24 protein-coding genes and 2 pseudogenes are annotated in these 25,377 nt (G+C 45.7%); 10 read left to right on the top strand and 16 right to left on the bottom strand.

Annotated elements, in window-relative coordinates; translation table 11 throughout:
- Positions 1-53: 53 nt before the first annotated feature.
- Entirely contained in the window at positions 54-686 is a 633-nt protein-coding gene (locus tag C7I86_RS11515; protein WP_010873396.1) for an ABC transporter ATP-binding protein, read from the bottom strand.
- Positions 687-837: 151 nt separating this feature from the next.
- On the opposite strand from C7I86_RS11515, the gene C7I86_RS11510 reads away from it, so the two are divergent.
- Positions 838-1,782, top strand: coding sequence for a Sll0314/Alr1548 family TPR repeat-containing protein (locus tag C7I86_RS11510; protein WP_010873395.1), 945 nt, complete (start codon positions 838-840; stop codon positions 1,780-1,782).
- 479 nt (positions 1,783-2,261) lie between these two features.
- Here C7I86_RS11510 and C7I86_RS11505 read toward each other — a convergent pair whose 3' ends face one another.
- Complete coding sequence (locus tag C7I86_RS11505; protein WP_010873394.1) at positions 2,262-2,627, bottom strand: hypothetical protein; 366 nt, start codon at positions 2,625-2,627, stop codon at positions 2,262-2,264.
- A gap of 123 nt (positions 2,628-2,750) precedes the next feature.
- Here C7I86_RS11505 and C7I86_RS11500 point away from each other — a divergent pair.
- Positions 2,751-3,302: pseudogene (locus C7I86_RS11500) on the top strand (IS4-like element IS4Sa family transposase); the annotation flags it as partial.
- Positions 3,303-3,329: 27 nt separating this feature from the next.
- Here C7I86_RS11500 and C7I86_RS11495 read toward each other — a convergent pair.
- The gene (locus C7I86_RS11495; protein ID WP_010873392.1) at positions 3,330-4,178 is read right to left on the bottom strand and encodes an IS630-like element ISTcSa family transposase; all 849 of its coding nucleotides are present in this window, start codon (positions 4,176-4,178) and stop codon (positions 3,330-3,332) included.
- Between the two features lie 73 nt (positions 4,179-4,251).
- Here C7I86_RS11495 and C7I86_RS11490 point away from each other — a divergent pair.
- Positions 4,252-4,716: pseudogene (locus C7I86_RS11490) on the top strand (IS4-like element IS4Sa family transposase); the annotation flags it as partial.
- Between the two features lie 152 nt (positions 4,717-4,868).
- On the opposite strand, the gene C7I86_RS11485 reads toward C7I86_RS11490, so the two are convergent.
- Entirely contained in the window at positions 4,869-6,119 is a 1,251-nt protein-coding gene (locus tag C7I86_RS11485) for a class I SAM-dependent methyltransferase (RefSeq protein WP_010873390.1), read from the bottom strand.
- 174 nt (positions 6,120-6,293) lie between these two features.
- The gene (locus C7I86_RS11480) at positions 6,294-7,079 is read right to left on the bottom strand and encodes an IS5 family transposase (protein ID WP_010873213.1); all 786 of its coding nucleotides are present in this window, start codon (positions 7,077-7,079) and stop codon (positions 6,294-6,296) included.
- A gap of 164 nt (positions 7,080-7,243) precedes the next feature.
- Here C7I86_RS11480 and C7I86_RS11475 point away from each other — a divergent pair, with 164 nt between their 5' ends.
- Positions 7,244-7,882, top strand: a complete 639-nt coding sequence (locus C7I86_RS11475; protein WP_010873389.1) for a DUF3318 domain-containing protein — start codon at positions 7,244-7,246, stop codon at positions 7,880-7,882.
- Here C7I86_RS11475 and C7I86_RS11470 read toward each other — a convergent pair.
- Positions 7,865-9,085, bottom strand: coding sequence for a 4-hydroxy-3-methylbut-2-enyl diphosphate reductase (locus C7I86_RS11470; protein WP_010873388.1), 1,221 nt, complete (start codon positions 9,083-9,085; stop codon positions 7,865-7,867). The two genes, C7I86_RS11475 and C7I86_RS11470, sit on opposite strands and share 18 nt — an antisense overlap.
- A 312-nt stretch (positions 9,086-9,397) precedes the next feature.
- On the opposite strand from C7I86_RS11470, the gene C7I86_RS11465 reads away from it, so the two are divergent.
- Complete coding sequence (locus tag C7I86_RS11465; RefSeq protein WP_020862182.1) at positions 9,398-10,255, top strand: DUF3747 domain-containing protein; 858 nt, start codon at positions 9,398-9,400, stop codon at positions 10,253-10,255.
- Positions 10,256-10,288: 33 nt separating this feature from the next.
- Positions 10,289-10,942, top strand: a complete 654-nt coding sequence (locus tag C7I86_RS11460; protein ID WP_010873386.1) for a ribonuclease D — start codon at positions 10,289-10,291, stop codon at positions 10,940-10,942.
- 6 nt (positions 10,943-10,948) lie between these two features.
- Here the strand turns inward: C7I86_RS11460 and C7I86_RS11455 are convergent, their stop codons facing one another.
- Positions 10,949-11,734 (bottom strand): ABC transporter permease, encoded by a 786-nt coding sequence (locus C7I86_RS11455; RefSeq protein WP_010873385.1) that lies wholly within the window; start codon positions 11,732-11,734, stop codon positions 10,949-10,951.
- Between the two features lie 138 nt (positions 11,735-11,872).
- Here C7I86_RS11455 and C7I86_RS11450 point away from each other — a divergent pair, with 138 nt between their 5' ends.
- Both C7I86_RS11450 and hypF read left to right on the top strand, forming a co-directional pair.
- Positions 11,873-13,369: an FAD-dependent oxidoreductase gene (locus tag C7I86_RS11450; protein WP_010873384.1), complete on the top strand. Its 1,497-nt coding sequence runs from the start codon at positions 11,873-11,875 to the stop codon at positions 13,367-13,369.
- 45 nt (positions 13,370-13,414) lie between these two features.
- A complete protein-coding gene (hypF, locus tag C7I86_RS11445) occupies positions 13,415-15,718 on the top strand; it encodes a carbamoyltransferase HypF (protein WP_010873383.1) in 2,304 nt (767 codons plus the stop codon).
- Between the two features lie 20 nt (positions 15,719-15,738).
- Here hypF and rnc read toward each other — a convergent pair whose 3' ends face one another.
- From rnc to petB, 6 genes are all read right to left on the bottom strand, one after another.
- Positions 15,739-16,473 (bottom strand): ribonuclease III, encoded by a 735-nt coding sequence (gene rnc, locus C7I86_RS11440; RefSeq protein WP_010873382.1) that lies wholly within the window; start codon positions 16,471-16,473, stop codon positions 15,739-15,741.
- A gap of 6 nt (positions 16,474-16,479) precedes the next feature.
- Positions 16,480-16,641, bottom strand: coding sequence for a DUF5989 family protein (locus tag C7I86_RS18965; protein ID WP_020862183.1), 162 nt, complete (start codon positions 16,639-16,641; stop codon positions 16,480-16,482).
- Positions 16,642-16,677: 36 nt separating this feature from the next.
- A complete protein-coding gene (locus C7I86_RS11435; protein ID WP_010873381.1) occupies positions 16,678-17,085 on the bottom strand; it encodes an SxtJ family membrane protein in 408 nt (135 codons plus the stop codon).
- 127 nt (positions 17,086-17,212) lie between these two features.
- Entirely contained in the window at positions 17,213-18,634 is a 1,422-nt protein-coding gene (locus C7I86_RS11430) for a glycosyltransferase (protein ID WP_010873380.1), read from the bottom strand.
- A 251-nt stretch (positions 18,635-18,885) separates the two neighbouring features.
- Complete coding sequence (petD, locus tag C7I86_RS11425; protein ID WP_010873379.1) at positions 18,886-19,368, bottom strand: cytochrome b6-f complex subunit IV; 483 nt, start codon at positions 19,366-19,368, stop codon at positions 18,886-18,888.
- Positions 19,369-19,498: 130 nt separating this feature from the next.
- Complete coding sequence (gene petB / locus C7I86_RS11420) at positions 19,499-20,167, bottom strand: cytochrome b6 (RefSeq protein WP_010873378.1); 669 nt, start codon at positions 20,165-20,167, stop codon at positions 19,499-19,501.
- Between the two features lie 222 nt (positions 20,168-20,389).
- On the opposite strand from petB, the gene C7I86_RS11415 reads away from it, so the two are divergent.
- Positions 20,390-21,880: an Ig-like domain-containing protein gene (locus C7I86_RS11415; protein WP_010873377.1), complete on the top strand. Its 1,491-nt coding sequence runs from the start codon at positions 20,390-20,392 to the stop codon at positions 21,878-21,880.
- On the opposite strand, the gene C7I86_RS11410 is transcribed toward C7I86_RS11415, so the two are convergent.
- From C7I86_RS11410 to tpiA, 3 genes are read right to left on the bottom strand one after another with little or no spacing between them, the layout of a single operon-like run.
- Positions 21,834-22,790, bottom strand: coding sequence for an amino acid ABC transporter substrate-binding protein (locus C7I86_RS11410; RefSeq protein WP_010873376.1), 957 nt, complete (start codon positions 22,788-22,790; stop codon positions 21,834-21,836). The two genes, C7I86_RS11415 and C7I86_RS11410, sit on opposite strands and share 47 nt — an antisense overlap.
- Positions 22,787-23,806: an AI-2E family transporter gene (locus C7I86_RS11405; RefSeq protein ID WP_041425834.1), complete on the bottom strand. Its 1,020-nt coding sequence runs from the start codon at positions 23,804-23,806 to the stop codon at positions 22,787-22,789. The genes C7I86_RS11410 and C7I86_RS11405 overlap by 4 nt, the downstream gene beginning before the upstream one ends.
- Before the next feature lie 21 nt (positions 23,807-23,827).
- Entirely contained in the window at positions 23,828-24,556 is a 729-nt protein-coding gene (gene tpiA, locus C7I86_RS11400) for a triose-phosphate isomerase (RefSeq protein WP_010873374.1), read from the bottom strand.
- A gap of 200 nt (positions 24,557-24,756) precedes the next feature.
- Between tpiA and C7I86_RS11395 the strand changes: the two genes are divergently transcribed.
- Positions 24,757-25,344 carry a GerMN domain-containing protein gene (locus C7I86_RS11395; protein ID WP_020862186.1) on the top strand — a complete coding sequence of 196 codons (588 nt, stop codon included), beginning with the start codon at positions 24,757-24,759 and terminating at the stop codon, positions 25,342-25,344.
- The last annotated feature ends 33 nt before the right edge of the window (positions 25,345-25,377 follow it).

The raw sequence follows: 25,377 nt of genomic DNA, 5'->3' as shown, positions 1-25,377 counted from the left end.
AACTTCTTCGGTTTTCGTATAGCCGAGGGAGTTTTTGTTTTTCCTGCTATATTTCAGGGGTTTTGGGGAGTTAAGCTGCCTCTTTCTAAACGCCAACATTGGTCGGCGATCGCCGTTAGTTCTCCTGGATCATGGGTCACAACAAGAAGTCCCCAATGGTCTTTTAATTTGATTAGTAGATTGGCTAATTGTTGACGCATCGACCAATCTAGGCCTGCGGTAGGTTCATCGAGGAGAAGAATATTGGGTTGGCGAATTAATTGCACGGCTAAGGACAACCGTCTTTGTTGGCCACCACTGAGGGCTTGGGGTGAAAGATTCCAAGGGCAATGACCCAGACCAACCTCTTGTAGGGTCTCTGCAATGCGGCTGCGGGGAAGCTCCGGATGTCCCAAACGCAATTCCTCTAGCAGGGTGCCACCGCAGAAATGACGCTCTGGGAACTGGAACACTAAACCACAGAGCTGCTGGAGGTGGAGAGGAGTTAACTCCTGGGTTTGCCAACGGATATGACCGCTGGTCGGTTCTGCCAGGCCGGAAAGGATTTCTAACAGAGTGGTTTTACCAGAGCCACTAGGGCCAATTATCAAACCGAGTTGTTGGGGAGCTAATTCTAAATTGATATCTTTTAGAATGGGATGCAATGCGGCGGGCGGATGGTAGCAAACGTCGTTTAAACACAGCATATTGATAAAGTTGAAACGCAGTCTCCCTGCCAGTTCCGCCAAAAGCTGGATATTATGGCAATCACAATTCCTTAGAATTTTAGCTTGATCGGCCTAATTTTCTTGGTTTTGCCAGTGCTCTTTCTGATTCTCACTGTAGATACAATCGATTATGTTGGTTTTCCTCACCCGTTTTACTCCGATGAATTTAATTCGTAATCGTTGGGCCCAAATTTTTACCCAATCTATATTAGGAGTCCTAATAGCTGGTGGTACTGCCTGGGCAGGGGATCCCTTTCGCCCTAACAATCCCCACAATATTGGCGACCAAACAGAAGCTGCCTTTGAAGCCATTTTTCGTGATGGGAACTATCGGGGGGCAGAGGAAATTTTGGCTGGGGCGATTCAAGCTGAACCTAATGAGCCTTTGGTTTATGCCATGCAGGCTTCTTTTGCCTATGACGCTAATGATATGGAAGGAATGAGGAAGTACGCCCAGCAAACCCTAGAGTCGGCCCAGCGCTTGGCCCCCAGCGATCCCTTACGGGGTAACCTATACATTGCTGTGGGTCATTTTTTGGAGGGTAGTTATCTGCTAAAAAAGGGCAGTTACTTACAAGCTGTAGGTAAAACAGGTACGGTATTCGAACACCTAGACAAAGCATCCGCCATTAATCCCAATGATCCGGAACTTAACCTTTTGCGGGGTTACTTAGATCTGTTTTTGTCCCGTTATACTCCCTTTAGCCAATCGGAACAGGTAATTAGTCGCTTTGAGCAGTATGCGGCACCTGACTATCTCCGTTACCGTGCCCTAGCCACTACCTACCGAGATTTGGAAAAGTATGACCTTGCCATGGCTAATATTGACCGGGCGCTGGCTATCACCCCAGACAATCCGGAATTGCAATACTTGAAAGGGCAGTTTTTACGTAATGAAGGACGCCGCAGTATGGATTTAGGCAAGCTTCAACAGGCTCAGCAATACTACGCAATGGCCCTACAAAAACAAGATCAGCTATCTCGGGCATTGGTGGTTCAGCTTAACCATGAAAACAATGCGGTAGTGGATGAAATTCAAAAATTAGCCCAAAATCCTAGTCTTAAGGGCTTCTAAAAGAGGAGAGGCTATCATTTGATCCCCTATAGTTGATTAATAAAAATCAACTGGCTTGGGGTGAAAACGTATAATATTTCCATTAACAATTATGGTCAGACTCTCCTAGCCAAGTATTAGATATGAGCCGATATGGGAAAATACGTGGGCGATGATGGTAGACTCGAAACCATAGCACAAAAAAAGGTAGCCTGCCATGACACCAAACATTGTATTTCCTGCCACTATATAGACAATTATTGCCGTTGATTAAGGGAGTAACGGAATTGATGGCCAATGGGAGCTGGGAAAGTCCAAATAATACTGCACTAATTCCAATTGTCAATCCCATGACAATATTATTGGGTTTTCCTTTTTGAATCAGTCGTCAGCTGGCCCGCACAATCAAAGTCATAATTCCCCAGTGGATCAGGATTTCCTCGGTGATGCCTCCGTAGATGATTCTGACAGCTATGGGAGGTAATAGGAGAGCTTGGGTATTAGCCAGTGGAGGGGGCGAAAGAAAGTGAAAACCAATGATAATGGCTACACGCTACACCTATTAATCCACCTACTAGCCCGGAGATAAGTTGAGGATAGAACGCATGAATAACCCTGCCATGGTTGAGAAGGGCAGAGAGCGTTGGTGAGCATAGTCCAACCCTTTTAGTTAGTATTGAACCCAATGTTGCTGCTAGTAAAACAAACAATGCTCCTTGGATCAGATTTGCAATTTGCAGAGTTTGTAAAGATACAGGAATTGCAGTTGAATCGACAACTAAAGACAACATTAAAAATGAACTAGCGATTACACCCGGTACACATAAACAAAACAATAAGAGAGTTAATTTATAATCTATTTTCATGTCCAATTTCTGTTGAACTCATCAGTTGTATGAAATCAGAAGTGTTGAACGATAGTTATAAAGAGAAAAAAAGCCCTTTAAAATGATAGAATAAAGGGCAGAAATATTAGAATAATTGAAGAGATGATATCAAATTTTGGACATATTGTCAAAACTTATCTATCTAATTTTCCTAAAGATGACTACCCAGTATTAGACACATTTAAGTTTGTGAGTATCTGGTTAGGATTAGTGTTAGACCAGAGCCAGACAAGCATGAGGAGTATGTTTAAAAGACTGAACTTACGAGGAGAGACAGTCGATATATCTACATTCTCAAAGGCAAGCAAAAAAAGGGATGTGGGAGTTTTTAGAGAAATAATATTTTCCTTAAAAAAGGAATTGTCGAAAAGGAAGGAAATTAAGCAGGGAGAATTAGAAATATTTCCTCTCGATTCAACCATTGTCAGCATAACTAGTAAGTTGATGTGGAACCTTGGATTTCATCAGGTAAAAGTATTCAGTGGGATTAACTTATCAACAGGGATTCCGGGGGGAATAGTAATTCACTTTGGACAAGGTCATGATAATAAATATGGGAATGAAACAATAGAAGAGACTCCAGAAAATGGAGTAGCAGTAATGGATAGAGGATTTTGTGACTTACAGAGAATCAAGAGATTACAAAAGGAGAATATAGTAGTTTCAAATAAAGCTGAGACGCTAAACGCCACAGTAAGAACGGATAATTTCATCAAGAGACGTGTCAATAGGAGCGTACATTCTAGCTCGTTTCAAGGCACTAAAGTCATGCTCAATATCATTTAAATCAGGAGAATATTTCGGCAAAAAAAGAACTTCATGACCTGCTTCTTTAGCCAATTCTTTAATGGCAGTTTTACGATGAATAGGAGCATTATCCATTATTAATATTGATGGAATGTCGAGGGAGGGTAGCAAATATAATTTTAACCATCCTTCAAAGCCTTCTGCATTCAAACTCCCGGTAAAAACCATCGGCGCAATCAAATCTTTTTTTCCTTTTCTTCTCCCTGCTACTAGATTTTCTCTGACTCCCCTTTTTCCTTGTCTATCTTCATAAACTTTTTTTCCTTTTTTTGACCAGGCATAAATACAAGCCTGGATTGCTTCGAATCCAGATTCATCTATGTAAACTATAGCTTGACTACCATAGAGCTTAATTAGTTCTCTTAACATTCTATAGTACTTAACTCGTTCCTCCCGGTTTCTTTCTCGATAACGTAGTTCTTTTTTTTTTCTGTTTATTTTCATTTTCTTTAATGCGTAATATACGGCACTCGGCCTCACTCCAAATTTCTTGGCTCTGTCTATCAATCTTGCATCGGGATTTTCTTCTACGTCTTTTTTTAGAGCTTCCCAGTCTAATTTCCTATGGCGACGCTCTACTTTTGTTGGGCTTAAATCTACTCTATTTAACCATCTGTATATCGAGGCTTTTCCTATTTTATATATCTTGGAAGCCTCAGTTATTTTTCCTCCAGCTTCTATATAAGCTACTACCCTTTGCCTTAAATCTAAACTGTAAGCCATTGTTTAAACCTGTTCATTTTGTACACTCCATAATTTTACATTAAATTCTCTCATCGTTAATTGAAATGACTATAACAAATATCATGTATTAAGAATAAAGAATAATATAAAGCTAGAAAAATTAGCCAATGATAACTATATGGTTGGAACTGGAAAGAATAAAATAGAGAGTAGAGTGGTAATATTCACCCATGATAATTCAGAGTTTAGATTGGTTACAAATTTACCTATAGAAAGTAAAGAAATAGAAGGAGTTAGTGATGAAAAAATAGCAGAAATTTATAAAAAAAGATGGCAAATAGAATTGTTATGGAAATTCTTAAAAATGCACTTAAAGCTGAATAGACTGATTGCCAAAAATGAGAATGCAATTGGGATTCAAATCTATACCTGTATAATTGCTTATTTAATACTAAAATTACTGGTAATCCCAAAAGAAGCAGGTACAACAATGTTAGACAAACTACGTTATTTACAGGCTTTCATGTGTGAAAAAATAAGCTATGTACACTGGCTAAGGGAGTTAGCACTAAGGTGATGAATTTGCTTTGCTGTAGGATTATTCTGTCTATTTTTAGGTCGTACATAAGTGCGATTCAACGATTCTGAATCAAAAGGTATTTATTAAGGGTAAATTTCAGTCCTTTTAAATTAATAAATTAACATCCTTACTTTTAGTAAGTTTACGATTTAGCCCGCCATTGGTAAATTGCCTATTTCCAAGGCTGTTGGGGGCCTAAAACCCCGCAGAGTTGGCTCCTTCATCGAGATATTTAGCTTCTTACCCTGTAGTAGTACCCCAAATTTACCGAGGCCATTGGGATCAATTAACTGGTGCAAAATGGCCCGTCGGGAAAAAATTTCGTTCAAATCATACTGCCCACTGGATAAATCCGCTAGGCGATCGCCAAGGCCAAGATTCATTAAAAAAGGCCCCTGCTGGCTAAAATCCAAACGATTCAGGCCATAGCATTCTCCCCACCATTCCAAGGCAGTGAAGTTGACATGGGCAGTGACGTCCTGTTGCCCCAAATTGACGAAGGGATTATCGTGGTGCCGTTGTTGGAAATAGCATTGCAGCGTCCCTCCAGTGCGTTGGGGATGGTAATATTTCCCCGCTGGATGGCCATAATCCACCGTTAATACCCATCCCTGGGCTAAAACCCGAGCAATTTCTTCCAAAGCCTGTTGGGCGGCTAGGTTGACTTCGGTTTCATAATTTTCTCCGTAGGGAGGAGAAGTCAGTTGCAAGCCAAAGCTAGCGAAGTAATCTACCAATTTGTCAGTGGACAGGTCGTCCCAAACGCTAGTGAGATCCGTTGATCCCGCCTCAATATATTGCTCTTTCAAAACCCCTTGTTTGATGCCCACTCGATGGACGGGCAGGGCATCGAAAAATTCATTGCTAAAACAACAACCTACTAAGCTATCGTTTGCCAACTCTGGCCAAGTTTGCCATTGGATTTTGCCCATTTCCCGCCAGGGTTCTAAGAGATTGGCTTGCCTTCGGCGGAGGGCGGCGGACTCCTCAATGATGTGGTAGTGTAAGGCGGCAAAAAATTCGGGATACAGTCTTTGGGTCTGGGCCAACACTGTTTGGGCAAAGGCTCCAGTTCCAGCCCCCAATTCTAAAAGATCAAAGCGGTCCGGTTCCCCCAGCCGCTGCCACATTTCCAAAAATTGCTCCGCCAGCAGTTCGCCAAAATCGGCCCCCAAGGCGATCGCCGTGACAAAATCCCCGCGAATGGCAATGTCCACCTGACCACTACTGTAATAACCATAATCAGGTTGATAGAGCACCCACTCCATAAACTCCGCAAAAGTGAGCCGCTGGTGGGGACTTTGGCGGATATGATCAAGGAGAGCAGGGAGAATATTCTGGGTCATGGATGATGGGAAACAGAGAAAGGTCACGGTGGCGGCGATCACCGAACTGGCCATTTTCCTCCATGGATTGAAGGAAGGGCACAGGCCAAAAGCTCAAGGGGACGGAATGCTTAGGCCACTGACTAGGATTTTTAACGATTGTTCATTAATTGTTCACCAAAACGGTTCCTTTGACGTCGAGCTTTAGCTCAAAGGACATACAATCCCTTAGAAAGTGTTTGAAAAGTTTTAAGCAAGCCTTTGAAGCATGAGATGAACCATGGCAACATAGAGCATGGTCTCACTGGTGGTAGGTAAATATTCATAATCCTTGCTTAAACGACGATAGCGACCAAACCAAGCAAAGGTGCGCTCGACTACCCAACGGCGGGGTAAGACTTCAAAACCTTTTTGTCCCTGCTTTTTGCTGACGACATTCAAATTCCAACCAAAAGTATGCTCCACCCAATAGATAAAATCCTTTCCGCCAAAGGTGCTATCAGTCCATATAACTTGCAGGCACTGCCAAAGGGGAGCAAACCAGGTAGCAAGTAGAATCAGACCCTGATGGTCGGAGCGATGGGCACCATGGACGACAACATCGAGAAGTAATCCCATGGTATCCACGAGGATTGTACGTTTACGACCATTGACCTTTTTTCCGCCGTCATAGCCAGTTTCTTGGCCAGTTCCAGCCTTTTTAAGTGACTGTGAATCTAAACAACCGGCACTAGGGTGAGTATTTCTTCCAGCTTTGAGCCGAACTTTCTCACGGAAGATACGGTTTAATTTTTTCCAGGTACCATCTTCGTGCCATGGCTGGAAATAACCATAGACCGTTCGCCATTTAGGAAAATCATGGGGCAGAAGTCGCCAGGCACACCCCGTTCTGAGCATGTAAAAAATAGCATTGAGTATCTCCCGCAGACTAGTTTTCCGTTTTCTTCCCCCAGTTTTTGCTTTGGGTAAATGGGGTTCTACCAATTGCCACTGGCTATCTGTGATGTCCGTGCTGTAAAATTCTCGAATTATCATTAATTATGGTGAAAATTTTATTCTTTTCACCATTTTCCATTCTTCACCCTACTTTTCAAACACGCTCTTAAACATCGCCATAACAATTGCCAACATTTATTGTTTAACGTTGTCGAAAGTATGTGTCAGACTTGAAGTCGATGCTAGCTAAGATTTAAATCACTATGAACCGCCAGGGAACCTATCAAGGCAGTGACCAAGAAACGGAAGTTCGTCGTCTGAAAGAGTTGATGCCGGCTTCGGGGCGGATGCTAGTTAAACTCCAGGCCCAGCCGAAACAGTCCCGGGTAATTGATTGTGATTTTCCTAAGCCCTGGCAATTTGGCGATCGCCTGGTGAAAATTAATTTTAGTCTGTGGTGGGAGTTGACCATCCAGGAACGGGATTTGCTGATGCTGAGTGTGGTCTGTCGTTTGGTTAATATCCGTTGGTTCAAGCCAGATTTATACCAAGGGTTGACCGTGGCGGGGGCGATCGCCGTGGGGGTACAACTTTGGCAAAGGGATGGGGTAGGCATGGTGGTGGCCGGAGGATTAACGGCCTTAGCTGCTCAACAAATTTGGCGGGGTTACCAAAGCAATGAACGGGAAATCGAAGCTGACGCCCAAGCCCTCAAGGTAGCGGTACGTCGGGGCTACAACCAAAAAGAAGCCATCCAGGCCCTGTTAACGGCGATCGAAAACACGGCCAGGATTGAAAACCGCAGTACCCTCAGCTTTAATGAACTGTTGCGCTGTCAAAATTTACGCCTCATGCTCAACAGCCAGGCCAGCCCCGATCCTTCCCTATCCCGCAATTTCTAGGACGGGTTGGGCTTCCTTAATGGCCAAGATTTTTTTCATCACTTCCTCCACTACCTTGTCGGGGGTAGAAGCGCCGGAAGTCACCCCCACCGTAATTTTCCCCGCCGGTAGCCAGGGTTCCAACACTTCTAAATCCTTGCCCAGGGGCTTATGCTCCACCCGATTGCCCGGCCCAATGCGATCGCCGCTGTCAATGTGAACCGAAGGAATACCATGTTCCACCGCAATTTCTTGGAGATGGGTCGTATTAGAAGAATTAAAACCACCAATAACTACCATTAAGGACAAGTCTTCTTCAACTAAATCAAACATGGCATCCTGCCGTTCCTGGGTGGCATCGCAAATGGTATTAAAACTCATAAAGTGATTGTTCAACTCGATTGGGCCATATTTTTGCAACAGGGTTTTTTCAAACAATTTGCCAATCATTTCCGTTTCACTTTTCAGCATGGTGGTTTGGTTGGCGACCCCCAAACGAACTAAATCTTGGTCCGGGTCAAAACCAGCGGAATGGGCATTGGCGAAATAGTCTAAAAATTCCTGGCGATCGCCACCGTGGAGAATATAATCACAAACCTTTTGGGCTTCGGCCATATTCAAAACAATTAAATAGGTCCCAGCAAAGGAACTGGTGGCAATGGTTTCTTCGTGGTTATATTTGCCGTGGATGATGGAAGTATGCTCTTTCTTTTTATGTTTTTCCACCGAATTCCAAACTTTAGAAACCCAAGGACACGTAGTATCGACAATGGTACACTCCCGGTCGTTGAGTAGCTGCATTTCCTCCACACTGGCCCCGAAGGCGGGCAGAATCACCACGTCTCCCTTGGCCACGCCGCTAAAATCCTTTTCCCCGTTAACCACATCAATAAAATTCACTTCCATTTCCCGCAGTCGTTGATTCACCGAAGGATTATGGATAATTTCGTTGGTAATCCAGAGGCGATCGCCAGGGAAATGTTGACGGGTTTCGTAGGCCATGGCTACGGCTCGCTCCACGCCCCAGCAAAAACCGAAGGCCTCCGCCAACAGAATGGTGACATCCCCCCGCTCTAGGCGGTAATTATTCTGACGAATTTCCTGGATTAGGTGACTTTGGTATTCCGTATTCATTACCCCCATCACCTCTTCCCCATGGCCAAACCCCTTGCGATGGTAATTGTCGGAGTGGTGCAGAGACCGTTTAAAAGCTTTGGTATCCATAGAAAAACGAGAATGTCACCTGTATTATGTTGTTCCATTTTGCCATCCTCTCCCCCCAACCGCTAGACAAGCTCAAAGCCCATTGCCGTTGCTCGATTTTTCGGCCATGGGTAAAGCCCTGGGGGCCCGTTTGGTAGAATGGGCTAGCAATCTTGACTGAGCCTGGTTCCCAGACGTTCTGTTCCAACCTGCAGACTGTCTCTCTGGGGCTCCGTTGGGGAACATTTTCGGGCTTGATGGGGTTAACAATCCTATGCCGCGTTGACTATTTCTCTTATGAACTGGAAATTTTTCCCACACCCCTTCCTAGCCATGGCCGTCGGGGCTATCTTGGCTCCCTTCACCCCCGTCTCCGCCAGTACCTTCACCGAAACAGCGATCGATCAAACTGAGGTAATTGCAGTGGCCCGCCCCTATGGCGTCGAAACCACTAAGTATGACCTTTTGGTGATTGAACAGATTCCCGGTAAAAACAAATGTTGGGATGTCACCCCCGGAGCACCGGCCATGGTGGATCCCCTGCTGTTAAATTTTGACTTCACTGGCCACTGCCGCCGCGCCACAGACAGCAACGGCTATTCCATCCGCATCGATGGCCAGGACTATGGCTTGGATTACTTATTACGTCTTGTACCCAGGGGCAATGAATTAGTTTTGGTGGCCACTTCTCGCAACGGCCGCGGCCCCGAACTCGTAGTTGGTAGTACCAAGGGGATTGGCGCAGGTTTTATGCAGGTACAGCTCAACCCAGGCTGGCAGTTCACTAAACGCACCTACGAAGGTCAAGTTTTGGGGCACTACTACATTAGTGGCACCCAGGCCGCTATTTTGGGCGGAACCGCTGTTAGCCCTGTGGGCCCAGAGCCAATCACCCCAGAAAAACAAGAACTCATTGCCCCTGAGCCGGTTCAGACCTTGGAGAATAATCCTAACCCCACTCCAACAGAGGTAACGGAAACCGGGACGGAAATTATCATTAAGCAGGAAGTACCAGAAGTACCCGCTAATGAACAGTCCGGCATGGTGATGGAAGAAGAGAGTGTCAGCACTGTGACCGAAGAAAACTCCGTTGCCAAAGAAATGGAAACGGTTACTCCCAAACCGGCCCTTGTGGTTAAACCAAATCCTCCCCGACGCCGCACCCCCACCCCTGCGGATTTTCGCCCCTAGGAAATTTTCTTTTATTGATTTTTATTGCTTACCATGCCCTCTGCCGATACCCTGAGTCAGTTCGAAGTTTTTGACTACGATTTACCCGAAGACGTTTGCCAGCAGCTTTTGGCTTGCAAAGAAGTTGCGGTGGATACGGAAACCATGGGTTTAAATCCCCATCGGGACCGCCTCTGCTTGGTGCAAATTTGTGATCCAGAGGGCAATGTGACGGCTTTACGCATTGCCAAAGGCCAGGAGGAGGCCCCTAACCTGACCCGATTGATGGAAGACCCAGGTATCACTAAAATCTTCCATTTTGCTCGTTTCGACACGGCCCAACTAAAACACACCTTTGACATTAAAACTTATCCGATTTTTTGTACTAAAATTGCCAGCAAAATTGCCCGTACCTACACTTCCCACCATGGACTCAAAACGCTGGTGCAGGAATTGGTGGGAGTGGAATTGGATAAGTCTTCCCAATGTTCCGATTGGGGCAACGCGGCTAATTTGAGTAAGGCCCAATTGGCCTATGCTGCCAATGATGTACGTTATTTGATTCCCCTGCGCCATAAGTTAGAAAAAATGCTGGCCAGGGAGGATCGTTTACGGTTAGCCCAAAGGTGTTTCGAGTGTTTACCGGTGATGGTAACCCTTGATTTGGGTATGTATGGCAATGTGTTTGAGCATGGCGGCCCCGGTTAACTTGGGTTAAGAACGTTGAAATCTTAGGGCTTCGATGGACTGGGCAGTGAGGAAAATACCCAGAAAAATGTAGCTGGCAAATAACACACAGCTTTTACTATTGATTACTCCGTTAATTAAATCTTGGTAACTTTGGAAAAGGGAAAGGTAGGCGAAGACATCGGCGATCGCCCCGCCTAGGTTTTGGGCAAATACATCCATAATCCAAAGCATCAAAATTAAAACGAAGGTGAGAATGTAGGCAATTATCACGTTTTCCGTCAGAGAAGAAATGAACATGCCTAGGGAAAGCACCGCCGCCGCCACTAGAATTACCGCCCCATTGGCCACTAGCACTAAACCGCTTGGTAGGGGAGGATTAGCCGCAGAAAAGATAATGATTTGATAAATCCATAGGGGAACTAACAACACTGAGAAAAACAGTAATGCCCCCATTAATTTGCCCACCGCCACCACCCAATTGGTGACTGGGGAGGTGGCCAATAATTCCAGGGTGCCTCGCTTTCTTTCTTCTGCGTACAGTCCCATGGAAAGGGCAGGTAGTAGTACTAAAATCAACGAAATAATTAAGCCTAAATAACTAGAAAGAAAATCCCCCGCCACATCCACTGGCTCAGAAACCCCCGACTGCCGCAAAAACTCAACGTTGGAGATAATTTGACTGAGCATCAAAGAAAAGAAAATTCCCGACATTAACCAAAAAATGGCGGCAATGCCATAGGCAAAAGGAGAACCAAAATAACTTAGTAGCTCTTTACGGAGAATGGCGAGCAGATTGTACAGAGTGGTCATGGGAAGAGGAAAGTCTATAGTGGCAGAGTTTCCGGTGAGCTTGAGCTCTGTTTGCCGTGCTTATGCATGGCCATGGTTTACCGGATTGAATCTAGAATAGGGGGGTTAAAGCTCCCATGGATAAATTCAGCATAGTTTATGGTTCAAGTTGGTGCGGCGGCAATCAATCGGGTCGATGTGGCCGTCATTGGGGGAGGCATTGCTGGGGTGGCGATCGCCGAATATGTGGCCCGCCATACTAACCTGTCAGTGCAGTTGTTAGAACAAAATAGCCATTTGGGGGGGGATTCCTCCGGCAAATTGGAGGGTTGGTTCCATACGGGGGCCCTATATTCGGGCCAGGATGATGGTCAGACTTTTTTTAATTGCGTTAATGGGGTGGAGGATTTACTCAACCATTACAGCCATTATTTCGCGGGTCGCTGTAATTTGACCTTGGAGCAATTTGACCACGGTTACCGCCCCACAGTTACCGGCGCAGGTTGGTTCGACCCCAATCCCGTTTACCTGATCCATCCCCAACGCCACTCCCCAGAAATGCTCCAGTCCGGCCTCAAGGGGGATCGGGTGCAGTTGGAAATGCAGTTAAAGCGGGTGTTGGGTCGTTTGGAAATGGCCTATGGGCAGCAATTCAATTGGCGATCGCCGACGGGCAATGGAGCAGTGGCACCGGACTATGACCATTTGGAAAGTTATGAACAGCGGAGTTGCAGTCTATTAGGTCAGTCGGAAAAAATTAGTCACTATTGCCAACAATTTGACCTTAGCCATGGGGTAAAACCCAGTGACTATGCCCTGTTGAAAAGTTTAGATTGTGCCATGGATACCCAGGGGATTTTGCAGGATCTTACCGCCAGCGCCCTGGCCCACGGAACGGCGATCGCCACCGGAATTAATTTAGAACAAATTAATGTGGATCGTTATGGCCCAGTCAGGGTACAAAGTATCTTTTATCGAGATTGCCAAGGACAGCAACATTACCTTAAAGCCAAAGCGTTTATTTTTGCAGTGGGAGCAGGCTTTGAGCGCATTTTACCCACTCTACAGGTGCGAGCTAAGCTAAAACAAAGTCGCAGCACCATGGTGGTAGCTTACCCTGCCATTAGTTCCCATAATTTCGTGCGGATGTCCACTAAAAACTCCTACCATTTCAATCATTTTTTTCAAAGGGCAAATATTCCTGATTCTTCGGAATTTCTAAACTATTCCATGCTGGCAAATTCTGGTTACGTCAGTAACGAAAATGATTATTTAGCTAGTGGAGAAATTGAATTACTTTTGGATACGGCGGCACGGTATTTCAGCGAAGAAAATTTATATCAACGTCAACTCTGGAGTTACGATTGCGTTAAAACGGAGTTCATTAGTGACGATGCCCAAAAACGTCGCTATAGTTATTGGATTGAAGTTAATCCCCAGAGCAACTACCTTTGTGTGTTACCGGGTAAGTTTTCCTTTTTTCCTACAGTGGCGGTGCAAACTCTCAAGCAGTTAAAAACTATTCTCCCAACGGAGGAAGTTGACCGGAGCCATCGAGATTATAGCGCCCATTACCATCAAGCCCAAGCTCTCGTTGCCTCTCCCTATCCCCACCAATTATTAGCATCTTATTGGAAAAATAACGCTAATTCTTAGTTGTGGCATAGCAGGTTATTTAACAGTATTAATGGAAGTAGAATAATGTTAAAAACCGTTGCCATACAGGTCCAGGGAAGGGTGCAAGGAGTGGGTTTTCGTCCCTTTGTTTATACCCTTGCCCAGGAAATGGGACTGAATGGTTGGGTGAATAATTCCACTCAAGGAGCTACCGTTGTCATTACCGCCGACGAAAAGGCGATCGCCGACTTTACGGAGAGATTAACGAAGACATTACCTCCCCCTGGTTTGATTGAACAATTAGCCGTTGAACAGTTACCGCTGGAAAGTTTTACTAACTTTACTATCCGCCCCAGTAGTGATGGCCCTAAAACTGCGAGTATTTTACCCGATTTATCCACTTGTTCCGCCTGCTTAACAGAACTATTTGACCCTAGCGATCGCCGTTATCTTTACCCCTTTATTAACTGTACCCATTGCGGTCCCCGCTACACCATTATTGAAGCCCTACCTTACGACCGTTGTCGTACCACCATGGCTAGGTTTCGCCAATGTACCGACTGTGAAAGGGAATATAAGCAACCAGGCGATAGACGCTTCCATGCCCAACCTAATGCCTGTCCTCGCTGTGGCCCCCAACTGGCTTTTTGGAACCGACAAGGCCAAGTAATTGCAGAAGCAAATGAAGCTTTAAACTTTGCTGTAGATAATTTAAAAGTCGGCAATATTATCGCTATTAAAGGCTTAGGTGGCTTCCATTTGTGTTGTGATGCCACTGATTTTGAAGCTGTGGAAAAATTAAGATTAAGGAAACATCGACCGGATAAACCTTTGGCGGTAATGTATGGTAATCTTGGTCAAATTGTGGAGCATTACCAACCTAATAATCTAGAAGTTGAATTGTTACAAAGTGCCGCCGCCCCTATTGTGTTATTAAACAAAAAAAAACAATTAATTTTGGTGGAAAATATTGCCCCAGGCAACCCCCGAGTCGGCGTAATGTTAGCCTATACTCCTTTGCATCACTTATTACTAAAAAAATTAAAGAAACCCATGGTAGCTACCAGTGGTAACTTAGCTGGGGAGCAAATTTGCATTGATAATATTGACGCTTTAACCCGGTTACAAAATATTGCTGACGGTTTTCTCGTTCATGATCGCCCGATTGTTTGTCCAGTGGATGATTCCGTTGTCCAAATAGTAGCTGGGAAGCCATTATTTTTGCGTCGAGCCCGGGGTTACGCTCCTCAACCCATTACTTTACCAAAGCCTACTCAAAAAAAACTATTGGCGATGGGAGGTCATTATAAAAATACAGTGGCGATCGCCAAACAAAATCAAGCTTACGTCAGCCAACATTTGGGCGATTTGAATTCTGCTCCCACCTACCAAAATTTTGAAGAAGCCATTGCCCATTTAAGCCAGCTATACGATTTCTCTCCCCAGGAAATTGTTGCAGATTTACACCCTGATTATTTCAGTCATCAATATGCTGAAAACCAAGCTTTGCCTGTCACTTTTGTGCAGCATCACTATGCTCATATTTTAGCGGTTATGGCGGAACATGGAGTTATGGAGGAGTCCGTGTTAGGTATTGCTTGGGATGGCACTGGCTACGGCATGGACGGTACTATTTGGGGGGGAGAATTTTTAAAAATCACCCAAGGTACTTGGCAGAGAATTGCTCATCTACAACCATTTCATTTATTAGGTAATCAACAAGCCATTAAATATCCCCATCGGATTGCTTTGGCGTTGTTATGGCCCACTTTTGGTGATGATTTTTCTGCTGATTCTTTAGGAAATTGGTTGAATTTCAATAATGGGTTTAAAAACAAGATAAACAGCAGGTTAAATCAGGATCTAAACAACAAAAATTTACGTCAACTTTGGCAACGAGGGCAAGCACCGCTCACTTCGAGTATGGGAAGATTATTTGACGGTATTGCGACACTGATAGGATTGATTAACGAAGTAACTTTTGAAGGTCAGGCGGCCATAGCTCTGGAAGCTCAGATTATGCCAAATTTAACTGAGGAGTATTATCCTTTGACTCTAAACAACAAGGAAAAAAAATTAGCTGTTGATTGGCGCCCCTTAATTAAAGCTATAACCACAGAAGATAGAAGCAAAACTAACCTAATAGCCACTAAATTCCACAACAGTTTAGTAAATTTAATTATCACTATTGCCCAACAGCAGGGAATCGAAAAAGTTGCTCTGGGGGGAGGTTGCTTTCAAAATTGTTATTTGCTTGCCAGTACCATTACTGCCCTCAAAAAAGCTGGTTTTTCTCCTTTGTGGCCCAGAGAACTACCGCCCAACGACGGTGCCATTTGCATGGGTCAACTGTTAGCTAAAATTCAGGCTCGGCAATATATCTGTTAACTCAACTCTATCTAACCAAATTAATTTATTTTGGGCATGGGTAAAATTTCCTTAGCAATAAAATCTTGGTAGGCTTGTTGAGCGGCGGCCTGTTCAGCACTTTTTTTCGATGAACCACTACCACTACCCAATGGTTGATCGCCAAGCCAAACCGTTGCCTGAAAACCTGACTGTTGGGGCAAATTTTGATCCAGGGGTTCTACTCGGTATTCTGGTAAACATTTGTAGTGGGCTTGGGTCCATGCCTGCAAAGCTTCTTTATAGTTATGGAGGGCAGGATCTTGTCTAATTTCAGTGGCTTTGGCCAACAAATGTTCGCTTAACCAAGGGCGGATTAGGGATAAATCCCCCACACTAAGGTAAAGAGCTCCCAATAAGGCCTCAAAGCTATCCGCCATCAGGGAAACTCGCCCATTTTTGTCTGCCAGGACCGCCGGAGTAATCCAAAGAAATCGGTCTAGGCCATACAATTCTCCCCAACCGGCTAGGGTACGATCACTGACCAAAATCGCCCTCAGGGCAGACATTTCCCCCACTGAAGTCTGGGGATAATGTTTCATCAGCACTTCCGCTGAGGCTAACCGCACCACTGCATCCCCAACAAACTCCAATTGCTGGTAATTTTGTTCCGGGGACTGACTGGCATGGGTGAGGGCCAAATCCACTAGGTTCCAATCCACTGGGGTATTGTCAGTTAATCCCAACCGTCGCAGTAGGGCCTTCAACTGGGTTTGACGATGGGGAAGCAGAGACATGGAAGCTTAAAAGAGAGTGTAGATAAAGGGGGCGATCGCCGATCCTTGGGTGAAAACAATTAAGGCTCCCAGGAGAACGAGGGTTAAAATCAGGGGTAATAGCCAATATTTTTTTCTTTGCCGCAAGAAACCCCAAACATCCTGCAATAATTCAATAAATCCTTCCATAAGGTTACTTTTAAACGTTTATTAGCAATTTGTGGGTTAGTAGGGTTTTTGCAGATGGCTAATGTCCCGGGGACGACAAGGCGATCGATAGGTAACCTGCTGGGGCTCCAATTGGCGGGCCATGGTGTCCCTTTTGATTAATTTCATTACCAGAGCCATAGGAGTAACCACCAACGCAAAAATTAGGGTCAGGATGATGCGGCTGTTAATCCACCCTAAAACATGGCCAATTTTTAGCCATAGTTCATACACTGGGCCCAAACTACGGGGAGCCACTAGCCCCAGCCCTCCAAAGGCAAAGGCGATCGCCCAGGGCAATGGAGGTAATCCGTGGCCCTTTAGTAGGGGAATGAGCAGACCAAAGAGAAAGGCAATCATCCCGGCCATAATCCAGGCAAATTCCCGTAGTATTTTGACCGTGGGGGTAGTCTTAGTATTCGTCATAGCGCTCGGTTTAAGATCGCAATTTTGAGGTGGCTTGATATTAACAAACCTTTAGATAGTCTAGATTAAACTATTTTGCCAACCATGAACCTGCAAATATAACTTTTTGCCGAACAATATCCGGTCTCTAGTGGTCCCTATACCTTTTATCTGTATCTAATTTGAGCCTAAATAGCTTCTTCAGTACTTTTCTGCATAATCTTTTTAGCGTCTTCTTTGTATTTAATAATTCTTCAATTTGCCAATTCAATTTATCAATGGAATCCTGCAATTGCTGATTCTCTGTCTGTAAATGAGCGATAACATAATTGTTATTTTCAATCTCATTTTCTAAATGACAAACTAGATCATTAACCGCAATATTTTTCGCTTGTATTGTTTCTGCCATTGATGAATATTGATATTCTTGAACCTGACATTGCCTAAAATCTTGCCAGAGCGAAATAAAGTTATTTTTTTCTGCTTTATTTTTTGTGTCTGCAATTATTTCTAGACACAAATCACTAATTTTGCCGGCAGTTGTTGACCAGGGAAATTTTTTAGCTCGCTCTTTCCCTTTAGTAATTAGTTCGTTGCGAATTGCTTGATTTTGAACTTTTTCCAAGGCTTCAATCATTTCTCTTTTATTCTGACCATCGATATAAATAACTGCATCTTTCCCCACCTCTGGCAATGAAGAGTTATGGCAAGTGATTACTGGGCAACCGCAGGCCATAGCCTCAAGAATCGGCAAACCAAAGCCCTCGTACAAAGAAGGATAAACCAAGGCGATCGCCCCAGAGTAAAGAGCTTTTAATTCCTCATCTGTTGGTCGAATCAAACAAATATCAACATTGTTGGGTAGTGATGGCATTTCCCTTTGCAAATCTACATTGCCCCCCACGCAAACAATAGTTAACTTTTCAGGACTCTGCCAATGCTTTAACGCTTCAAATAAAATAGTGCCGTTTTTATATTGGTTTGCTCCCAAATGGGTACCGACTAGTAACAAATAGGAAGCATTGATAGCAAACTTTGTTTTAATTCCACTGATTTCTCGTGACTCTGCTGGATGGAATCCCTTATCAACGCCATTATGAATAACTGTTATCCGGGAAGGCTGGACCTCAGGATAAAATCGCATTAAGTCCTGGGCCGTATTGTTAGAAACCGCAATATATTGATTGGCATAGAGTATGGCATAGTTTTTTTCTCGCCACCAAAACTCCCTTAAATCCCAGCCCATTACCTCTGGAATCATGTCATGGATCATTAAAAGGGAAGGGGTAGATAGGGGCGTTGTGTAGTAAGTGGAAATGAATAGATCAGCATGGAATTGATCACAAATTTCCTGTAGCTTGGTGGAAAATAATGCTTCTTCTTGATAATTAAACGTTGGGAGATGATAGTATTGAGCCCCTTGCAACTGGGGAGCAGTATGACCTCGATCAATCAGAATAATATTTTCTATAAAACCTGAATCACACCATTGCGCCAAGACACTCCGCCACACCCTCGCAATCCCGGTATTGGCAATGTGAAAAAAAATACCATCAATAACAATTTTCATTGATTGTCAAGATTGAGAGGATGTTTGGCAATGCAATCAGGATTTTTACCAGCAAAAAAATTCCTTTGCAAACAAAATAAGCTGACAAAGGAATTTATGTGGTAATGATATCTTGAATTTTGGCCAATCGTTCTGGGAGTTAGCTAACAAATATCCCGAGATACCAGGTCTTAAAGATGGATTAGGATTTTGTTGAACTTATAGGACTCAAACCACTACTGTCGACCTTACCCAAGAGTGGAAAATCTTCATTAGAACAAGCCCAAGGTTAGGGACTTATCAATGGGGAAAGTTGCCCCAGCACCTAACCATAAAGCCGCCGCAGTGCCGAACAAGAAGACAGTCATGGCAATGGGACGACGGAAGGGGTTTTGGAATTTGTTCACACTTTCAATGAAAGGCACCAACATCAAACCAAGGGGAATGGCAGCCATACCGGCAATGCCCAAAAGTTTGTTGGGAAGAATGCGCAAAATTTGGAAAGTGGGGTACAGGTACCATTCAGGCAAAATTTCCAGAGGGGTCGCAAAGGGATCCGCTGGTTCACCGATCATGGCAGGGTCGAGGATCGCCAATCCGGCAATTAGCCCCAAAGCACCAAGGATGCAGATAGGAAACATGTAAAGAATGTCGTTGGGCCAGGCGGGCTCACCATAATAGTTGTGACCCATGCCTTTGGCAAGTTTGGCCCGTAAATCGGGATCGCTAAGATCCGGCTTTTTGATAATACTCATGGGGCAGAGGCTCCAAGTTAAGGTTTTTTAGAAGTTTTCTAGATTTTCTAATCTGTTCCAATCTTTAGCAATTTGGCAACGGTTTAAACGAAATTGCCCGATCAAACTCAGATCGGTGGGAAGACAGGAATTACAAAGGACCGGAAATGCCTTGTTTGCGGATCATCAGGAAGTGCAACAACAGCAACACGGCGATCGCCCAGGGAAGCACGAAGGTGTGGAGGCTGTAGAAGCGGGTCAAGGTAGCCTGACCAACGCTTTCACTACCTCGCATGAGGGTCACCAATTGATCCCCAACCACGGGAATAGCGGCCGGTACACCGGAAACGATTTTTACCGCCCAGTAACCCACCTGGTCCCAGGGAAGGGAGTAACCGGTTACACCAAAGGTGACAGTGGTGACGGCTAGCATTACACCCACAACCCAGGTCAATTCCCGGGGCTTCTTGAAACCACCGGTGAGGTAAACCCGAAAAACGTGGAGAATCATCATCAGCACCATCATGCTGGCGGACCAACGGTGAATGGAGCGAATCAGCCAACCAAAGTTGACTTCATTCATGATGTATTGGACAGAGGCGAAGGCTTCCGTGACCGTGGGTTTGTAGTAGAAGGTCATGGCGAACCCAGTGGCAAACTGGATCAGGAAGCAGGTCAGGGTCAGGCCCCCCAGACAGTAAAAAATATTGACGTGGGGAGGAACGTATTTGCTGGCAATGTCATCGGAGATGGCTTGCACTTCCAGACGATCATTGAACCATTGAAAAACTTTTGATTCGGTGACTTCTTTTGAAAACATTGAAGCTAGACTTCTCTTAAGGATCAGGGATGGAGGGGGTTGACTCCGGCGGAGCCGTAAAATCGCATATAATCAGCGTACTATGACGGTTTGACCAAGGGTGGAAAAGCTCCCAAACTTGGCAAAAATGAGAACTACTCATCACAAAATGTAACACAGCTTCAAGCCCTGGGGAAAGGGAAGTCCGGCTGTGATTCTGTTCTAAATTTTGCTCCTCTATCCATGCTCGCTAAATATTTTTCTGAACCCATTGATCGTGCGGCCCTCGGTTTGATCGGTGTCCTTAGTGCGGCGATCGCCGTGGTGGTGGTGGGTCATTACACCTGCCAGAACAACAATCAGTGTATATTTGCCAACCGTCCCAGGGTACAAAATTTTAGTTGGGGCGAGGCTGATCTGGGGGCGAAGGACAGGGCTTTTATCATCACCTTTGACCGTCCCATGGACCAACGGGAGGTGGAAAAGAATTTGGTCATTACCCCAGCCCTACCAGGAAAATTTAGTTGGGCGGGTCGTCGCATGGCCTATACCCTGGAAAATCCCATTCCCTACGGCACTGATTACGAACTGCAAATCACCAATGTGCGGGAACAGTATGCGGGTCACCACCAAGGGCAAATGATGGCCCCCTTCACCAGCAGTTTCCGTAGTCGAGACCGGGCCTTTGCTTACATTGGCACCCAAGGGATCGAGCAGGGACGGATTATTTTCTACAACCTGACTAAACAAAGGAAAACCATCCTCACCCCACCGGGACTGACTGTGGTGGATTTCCAATTCTTTGACGGGGGTAAAGGGATTCTGTTTGCCGCCGCTGAAATTCAATTGGGCTTTGAGGGGCTCCGGCAACTACAGCTATACCAAGTGCCCGTGGTGGAGAATGACAATCCCCAAGAGTTGCCCAAACCGACTTTGGTGCTGGATAACCAGGGATTTCAGAACAATCAATTCGACGTAAGCGAAGACGGTAAATCCATTGTGGTGCAGAGGGTCAACCGTGAAAATCCCGCTGACTTTGACCTCTGGATGCTCAAAAACCAGCAAAAGCCTGAGCGTCTGAAGGTACAGGGCGGAGACTTTCAAATCGCCCCGGATAATCAGTCCTTGGCCGTGGCTCGGGGGGAAGGCATCGGTATTTTGCCCCTCCAACCGGATGCAAAACCATTGGATTTTCTGCCCAAATTCGGTCAACTGTTAACTTTTTCCAGCGATGGTAGCGCCGCCGCTCTGGTGAATTTCAATACGGAAGATGCCCAAAAACGCTTCCAAAGAACCCTTTTCTTTGTCAATAACCTTGGGGTGCAAAAGGAATTAGTGGATACGGACGGCTCCATTGTCAGTTGTGAATTTGGTCGCAATAACCAAACCCTGTACTGTCTGCTAACCAAGCTTTTGCCGGGGGATGAATACATTGAAGAGCCTTATTTTGTCCAAATTAACGTCAACAGCGGTGAAGTTTTTCCCCTGCTTAAGTTGCAGGATTACCGGGACACCCAAATGAGCCTTTCCCCTGACGGTTTGGCTCTGTTATTTGACCAGGTAATTATCGATCCCGAAACCCCGGCTGATAGCCGTCTTAACACCGACACCGGGGAGGCGATCGCCGATAGTCAGTTATGGTTGCTCATACCGCCCTTAAGGCCAGAGTTAGGGCAACAGGCGGAACTCAAGGCTCTTTCCCTGATGGGCTTTCGTCCTCTGTGGGCTCCTTAGGGGAAGATGGCTTCTGTCTGGCCTGGCAATGCTGTTCTATTCTTTCCAGAGCTGGGAAAATTGGGCCTAGCCAGCGGCGGTAAATATCCCGGGAATTGGGGGAGGTCACAACTCGGTTAACCAAATTTTCCCATTCCGGCTGATCGGCGGGCAAAATCAGCCCATAGCCCTGACAATCCAGGGGATAGGGGGGATAAAGGCGATAACTCCGCCCTAGAGGAATGTCCAGCACTAGGGCTTCTCCAAACAGCAAAATGCCATCACCGGCAAAAGCATCAATGCGCCCCTGCATAAGAGCTTCTACCCCCAAACGCCGTGCTGTAAAACCCTGAAAATTAATCAGTTCTGCTTCGGGATAACGGGCCGCTAAAAATTCACTGTTACTGGTACCGCCCAAGACTCCGATTCTCTCCCCGCGCAAATCACCATCACTGTCAAATGACCCCAGGCGATCGGCGGGAATTAAAAATTGGGTTCCTGTGACGAAAAAAGGCCGGGAAAAGGTGATGGGCAATGGTAGGTCACGGCGGATGGTGTTGGGGCCACACTCCACCACCACTACTTTTTCGGCCACCAGGTTATAGCGATTGAACAAACTGGACTGATAAAACTTTACCAGTAGAGGTTGACCCCCGAGGGTGGCAGATACCTCTGCTTGTAACGCTTGGATAAAGTCCACACAAATGCCTGTCCATTGATTGGCAGGGCCGTCCCGAAAACCAAAGGGCACTGAGTCGTCTCGAATCGCTACCTCGAGTAAGCCAGTGGATTTAATGGATTCCAACACCGTTTCAGCCTGGACAGGGGGCACCACAAGACTCTGTAAAGCCCAGGCTGATAGAGTCAGTAGGGGACGCAGAATGGGAAAAGATTTTGGCTGGGGGAGACGGGATCCACTGGAATTGCTCATTGCCAATTATCCAAAAGATCTTTAAACAGAGCTTCTTCAATCCAGGTTTTTAAAACCACCGTCAGGGGTAGGGCTAGGATCAAACCTAAAAGTCCGAATATGCTGGCAAAAAATAGTTGGGCGATGAGGGTGACCGCGGGCAGCAGGGAAACTTGCTTGGCCATAACAATGGGGGTCAGCCAATAGCTTTCCACATTTTGAATGAGGAAATAGAGAATTAGTACGGCAATGATTTTCCAGGGGGCGTCCAGCACAGCAATCATCAGGGGAAATACCACACTGGCGGCGGGGCCAATGTTAGGAATGAAATTTAAAATTCCCGCCATCAAAGCATGGACTAGGACTAATTTAATTTGCAATATCCATAACCCAATGCCGCTGAGACTGGCGATAAAAAAAGAGTTAATGACAATGCCCGTGAGCCAATTGCCCAGGGAAGATTCTGATTGGGTCAGGATTTCGTCGGCCCGGCGGCGGTAAAAGGAGGGAAATAATTTTAGGGTGCCCTGTCGATAGGCTTGGGGAGAAAGCAACATCATCACGGCGATCGCCAGGATGAAGATTATTTGCAGGACAGCGGTGACGGAATTGGAAAATAGGTTAATCAGGGAACTAAGGGCATTGGCCCCCAGGGCGGAAATGGAGTCCGGCAGATCATCGACGGAAAAAGCTTGGCTAAAAAATTTCACCTCCATCCGGTCGTGCCAGTCTTCAAAAAAATTCTCCAGGCGATCGCCAACTTTAGGCAGGGAACCGATGAGAATTTGCAGTTGTTCCCAAAAAGGGGGAATAACTAACAGAAAAAATAAAACCACCGCCACTGTGACGGTGATCAGGGTAATAGCTAGGGCCAGAGGCCGTTTAATTCCCCAGGTTTGTAATTGTTTAACTAAACGATTGAGGGCAGTGCTCAGCACAATGGCCAGGAAAAGCAGTAACAACAGTTGGCGGATTTCCCAAGCCACATAGGCCGCCATTGCCAAACAAGCTAAACCTAACCACTGACTAAGCTTCATCACACCCGTCAATCAATCTACTCAGGGCTGAAAATTAACAATGCGGGCAAAGCTCTGGGGTTCCAGACTAGCTCCTCCCACCAAGGCTCCATCAATTTCCGGTTGGGCCATAATTTCATCCACATTGTTGGCATTGACCGAACCGCCATACTGGATGGTGACCTGGGAATTAGTTAACTGTTCCCGAATCAGCCCAATAACCCGATTGGCTTCCGTTGCCGCACAGGTGTCCCCTGTACCAATGGCCCAAATCGGCTCGTAGGCGATGACTAGGTTAGATTGATCCACATTCACCAAGCCTTTTTTCACTTGGTCAACGATAACCTGTTCCGTTTCTCCGGCATCCCGTTGCGCCTTACTTTCCCCCACACACAGAATGGGAATTAAGCCCGCCTTTTGGGCCGCCAATACTCTCAAATTGGCAGTTTCGTCCGTTTCCCCAAAATATTGCCGTCGTTCACTGTGGCCGATAACCACATAATGAATACCGATTTCCGTCAACATAGCCGCTGAAATTTCCCCTGTGTAGGCCCCACTCGCTTCCCAATGGACATTTTGTGCCCCTAGGCGGACCCTACCGCCATGGAGTTGTTGGGACATGCCGCTCAAATCGGTGAAAGGAACACACAACACCACCTCACGACTTTCCGCCGCATCTTCGATTAAAGGTTTAAACCCCTGCAAAAACGCTTGGGCCTCCGCCTGCGTCTTATGCATTTTCCAATTGCCCGCAATAATGATTTTTCGCACGATTCCAATCTTTAACGATGAAGGTCACAACAAAATTTGCCAACCCCCAGTTTACGTCGTCCGGGGTCGTCACCATTAACCAACGAGGAACTAACCCCCAAACTCAACTGCTTGAAGCCGAATTAATGCCGCCCTGGCTTTCAATCTAGTCCAATCGAGAAGATAAACTGGAATTAGTTCCGGCACTGGTGGAAAAAATCATGAGCGAACAAAAATCATCTTCGTCCCTGACCGGCTTTGCTCTGGCCGCTCTGATGGTGGCATTGGTTGGCACCGGCTTTGCCTTCTGGACTGGATTTAATCTTTCCCAACGTTCCCCCACGGTCACAGTGGACCCCGATAAGCCCGACAAGGCCGTCCCTGGGCAAGCACAAATTTACTGGCTTAACAACAATGACACGGCGATCGCCTTTGTGCCCCAAAACATTCCCCCCAACAATGATCCACCAGAAGTACAGACGGAACGAGCCCTGAAAACCCTATTAGCCGCTCCTGACAGCGACATTTCCGCCATTCCCCCCAATACCAGCCTTCTGAGCCTCACCAAAACCGCCACCGGCATCAACGTTGACCTATCAGCCCAATTCACCGCAGGGGGAGGGAGTCAAAGTATGATTGCCAGACTGGGACAAATTATTTACACCGCTACCAGTACAGACCCCAATCTTCCTGTTCGTTTACTAGTGGAGGGAGAACCTCTAACAGTACTAGGAGGAGAAGGGTTAATGATTGCCCAGCCCATCACCCGCAAGCAATTTGAAACGGATTTTATGCCCCCTGATCGTTGACAATTATGGTCATGGTCTGCTCATCTATGGTGA

The organism is Synechocystis sp. IPPAS B-1465, assembly GCF_003015225.1.
In the GTDB taxonomy this organism is placed as follows: domain Bacteria; phylum Cyanobacteriota; class Cyanobacteriia; order Cyanobacteriales; family Microcystaceae; genus Synechocystis.
This window is presented reverse-complemented; position numbering and strand designations above follow the sequence as displayed.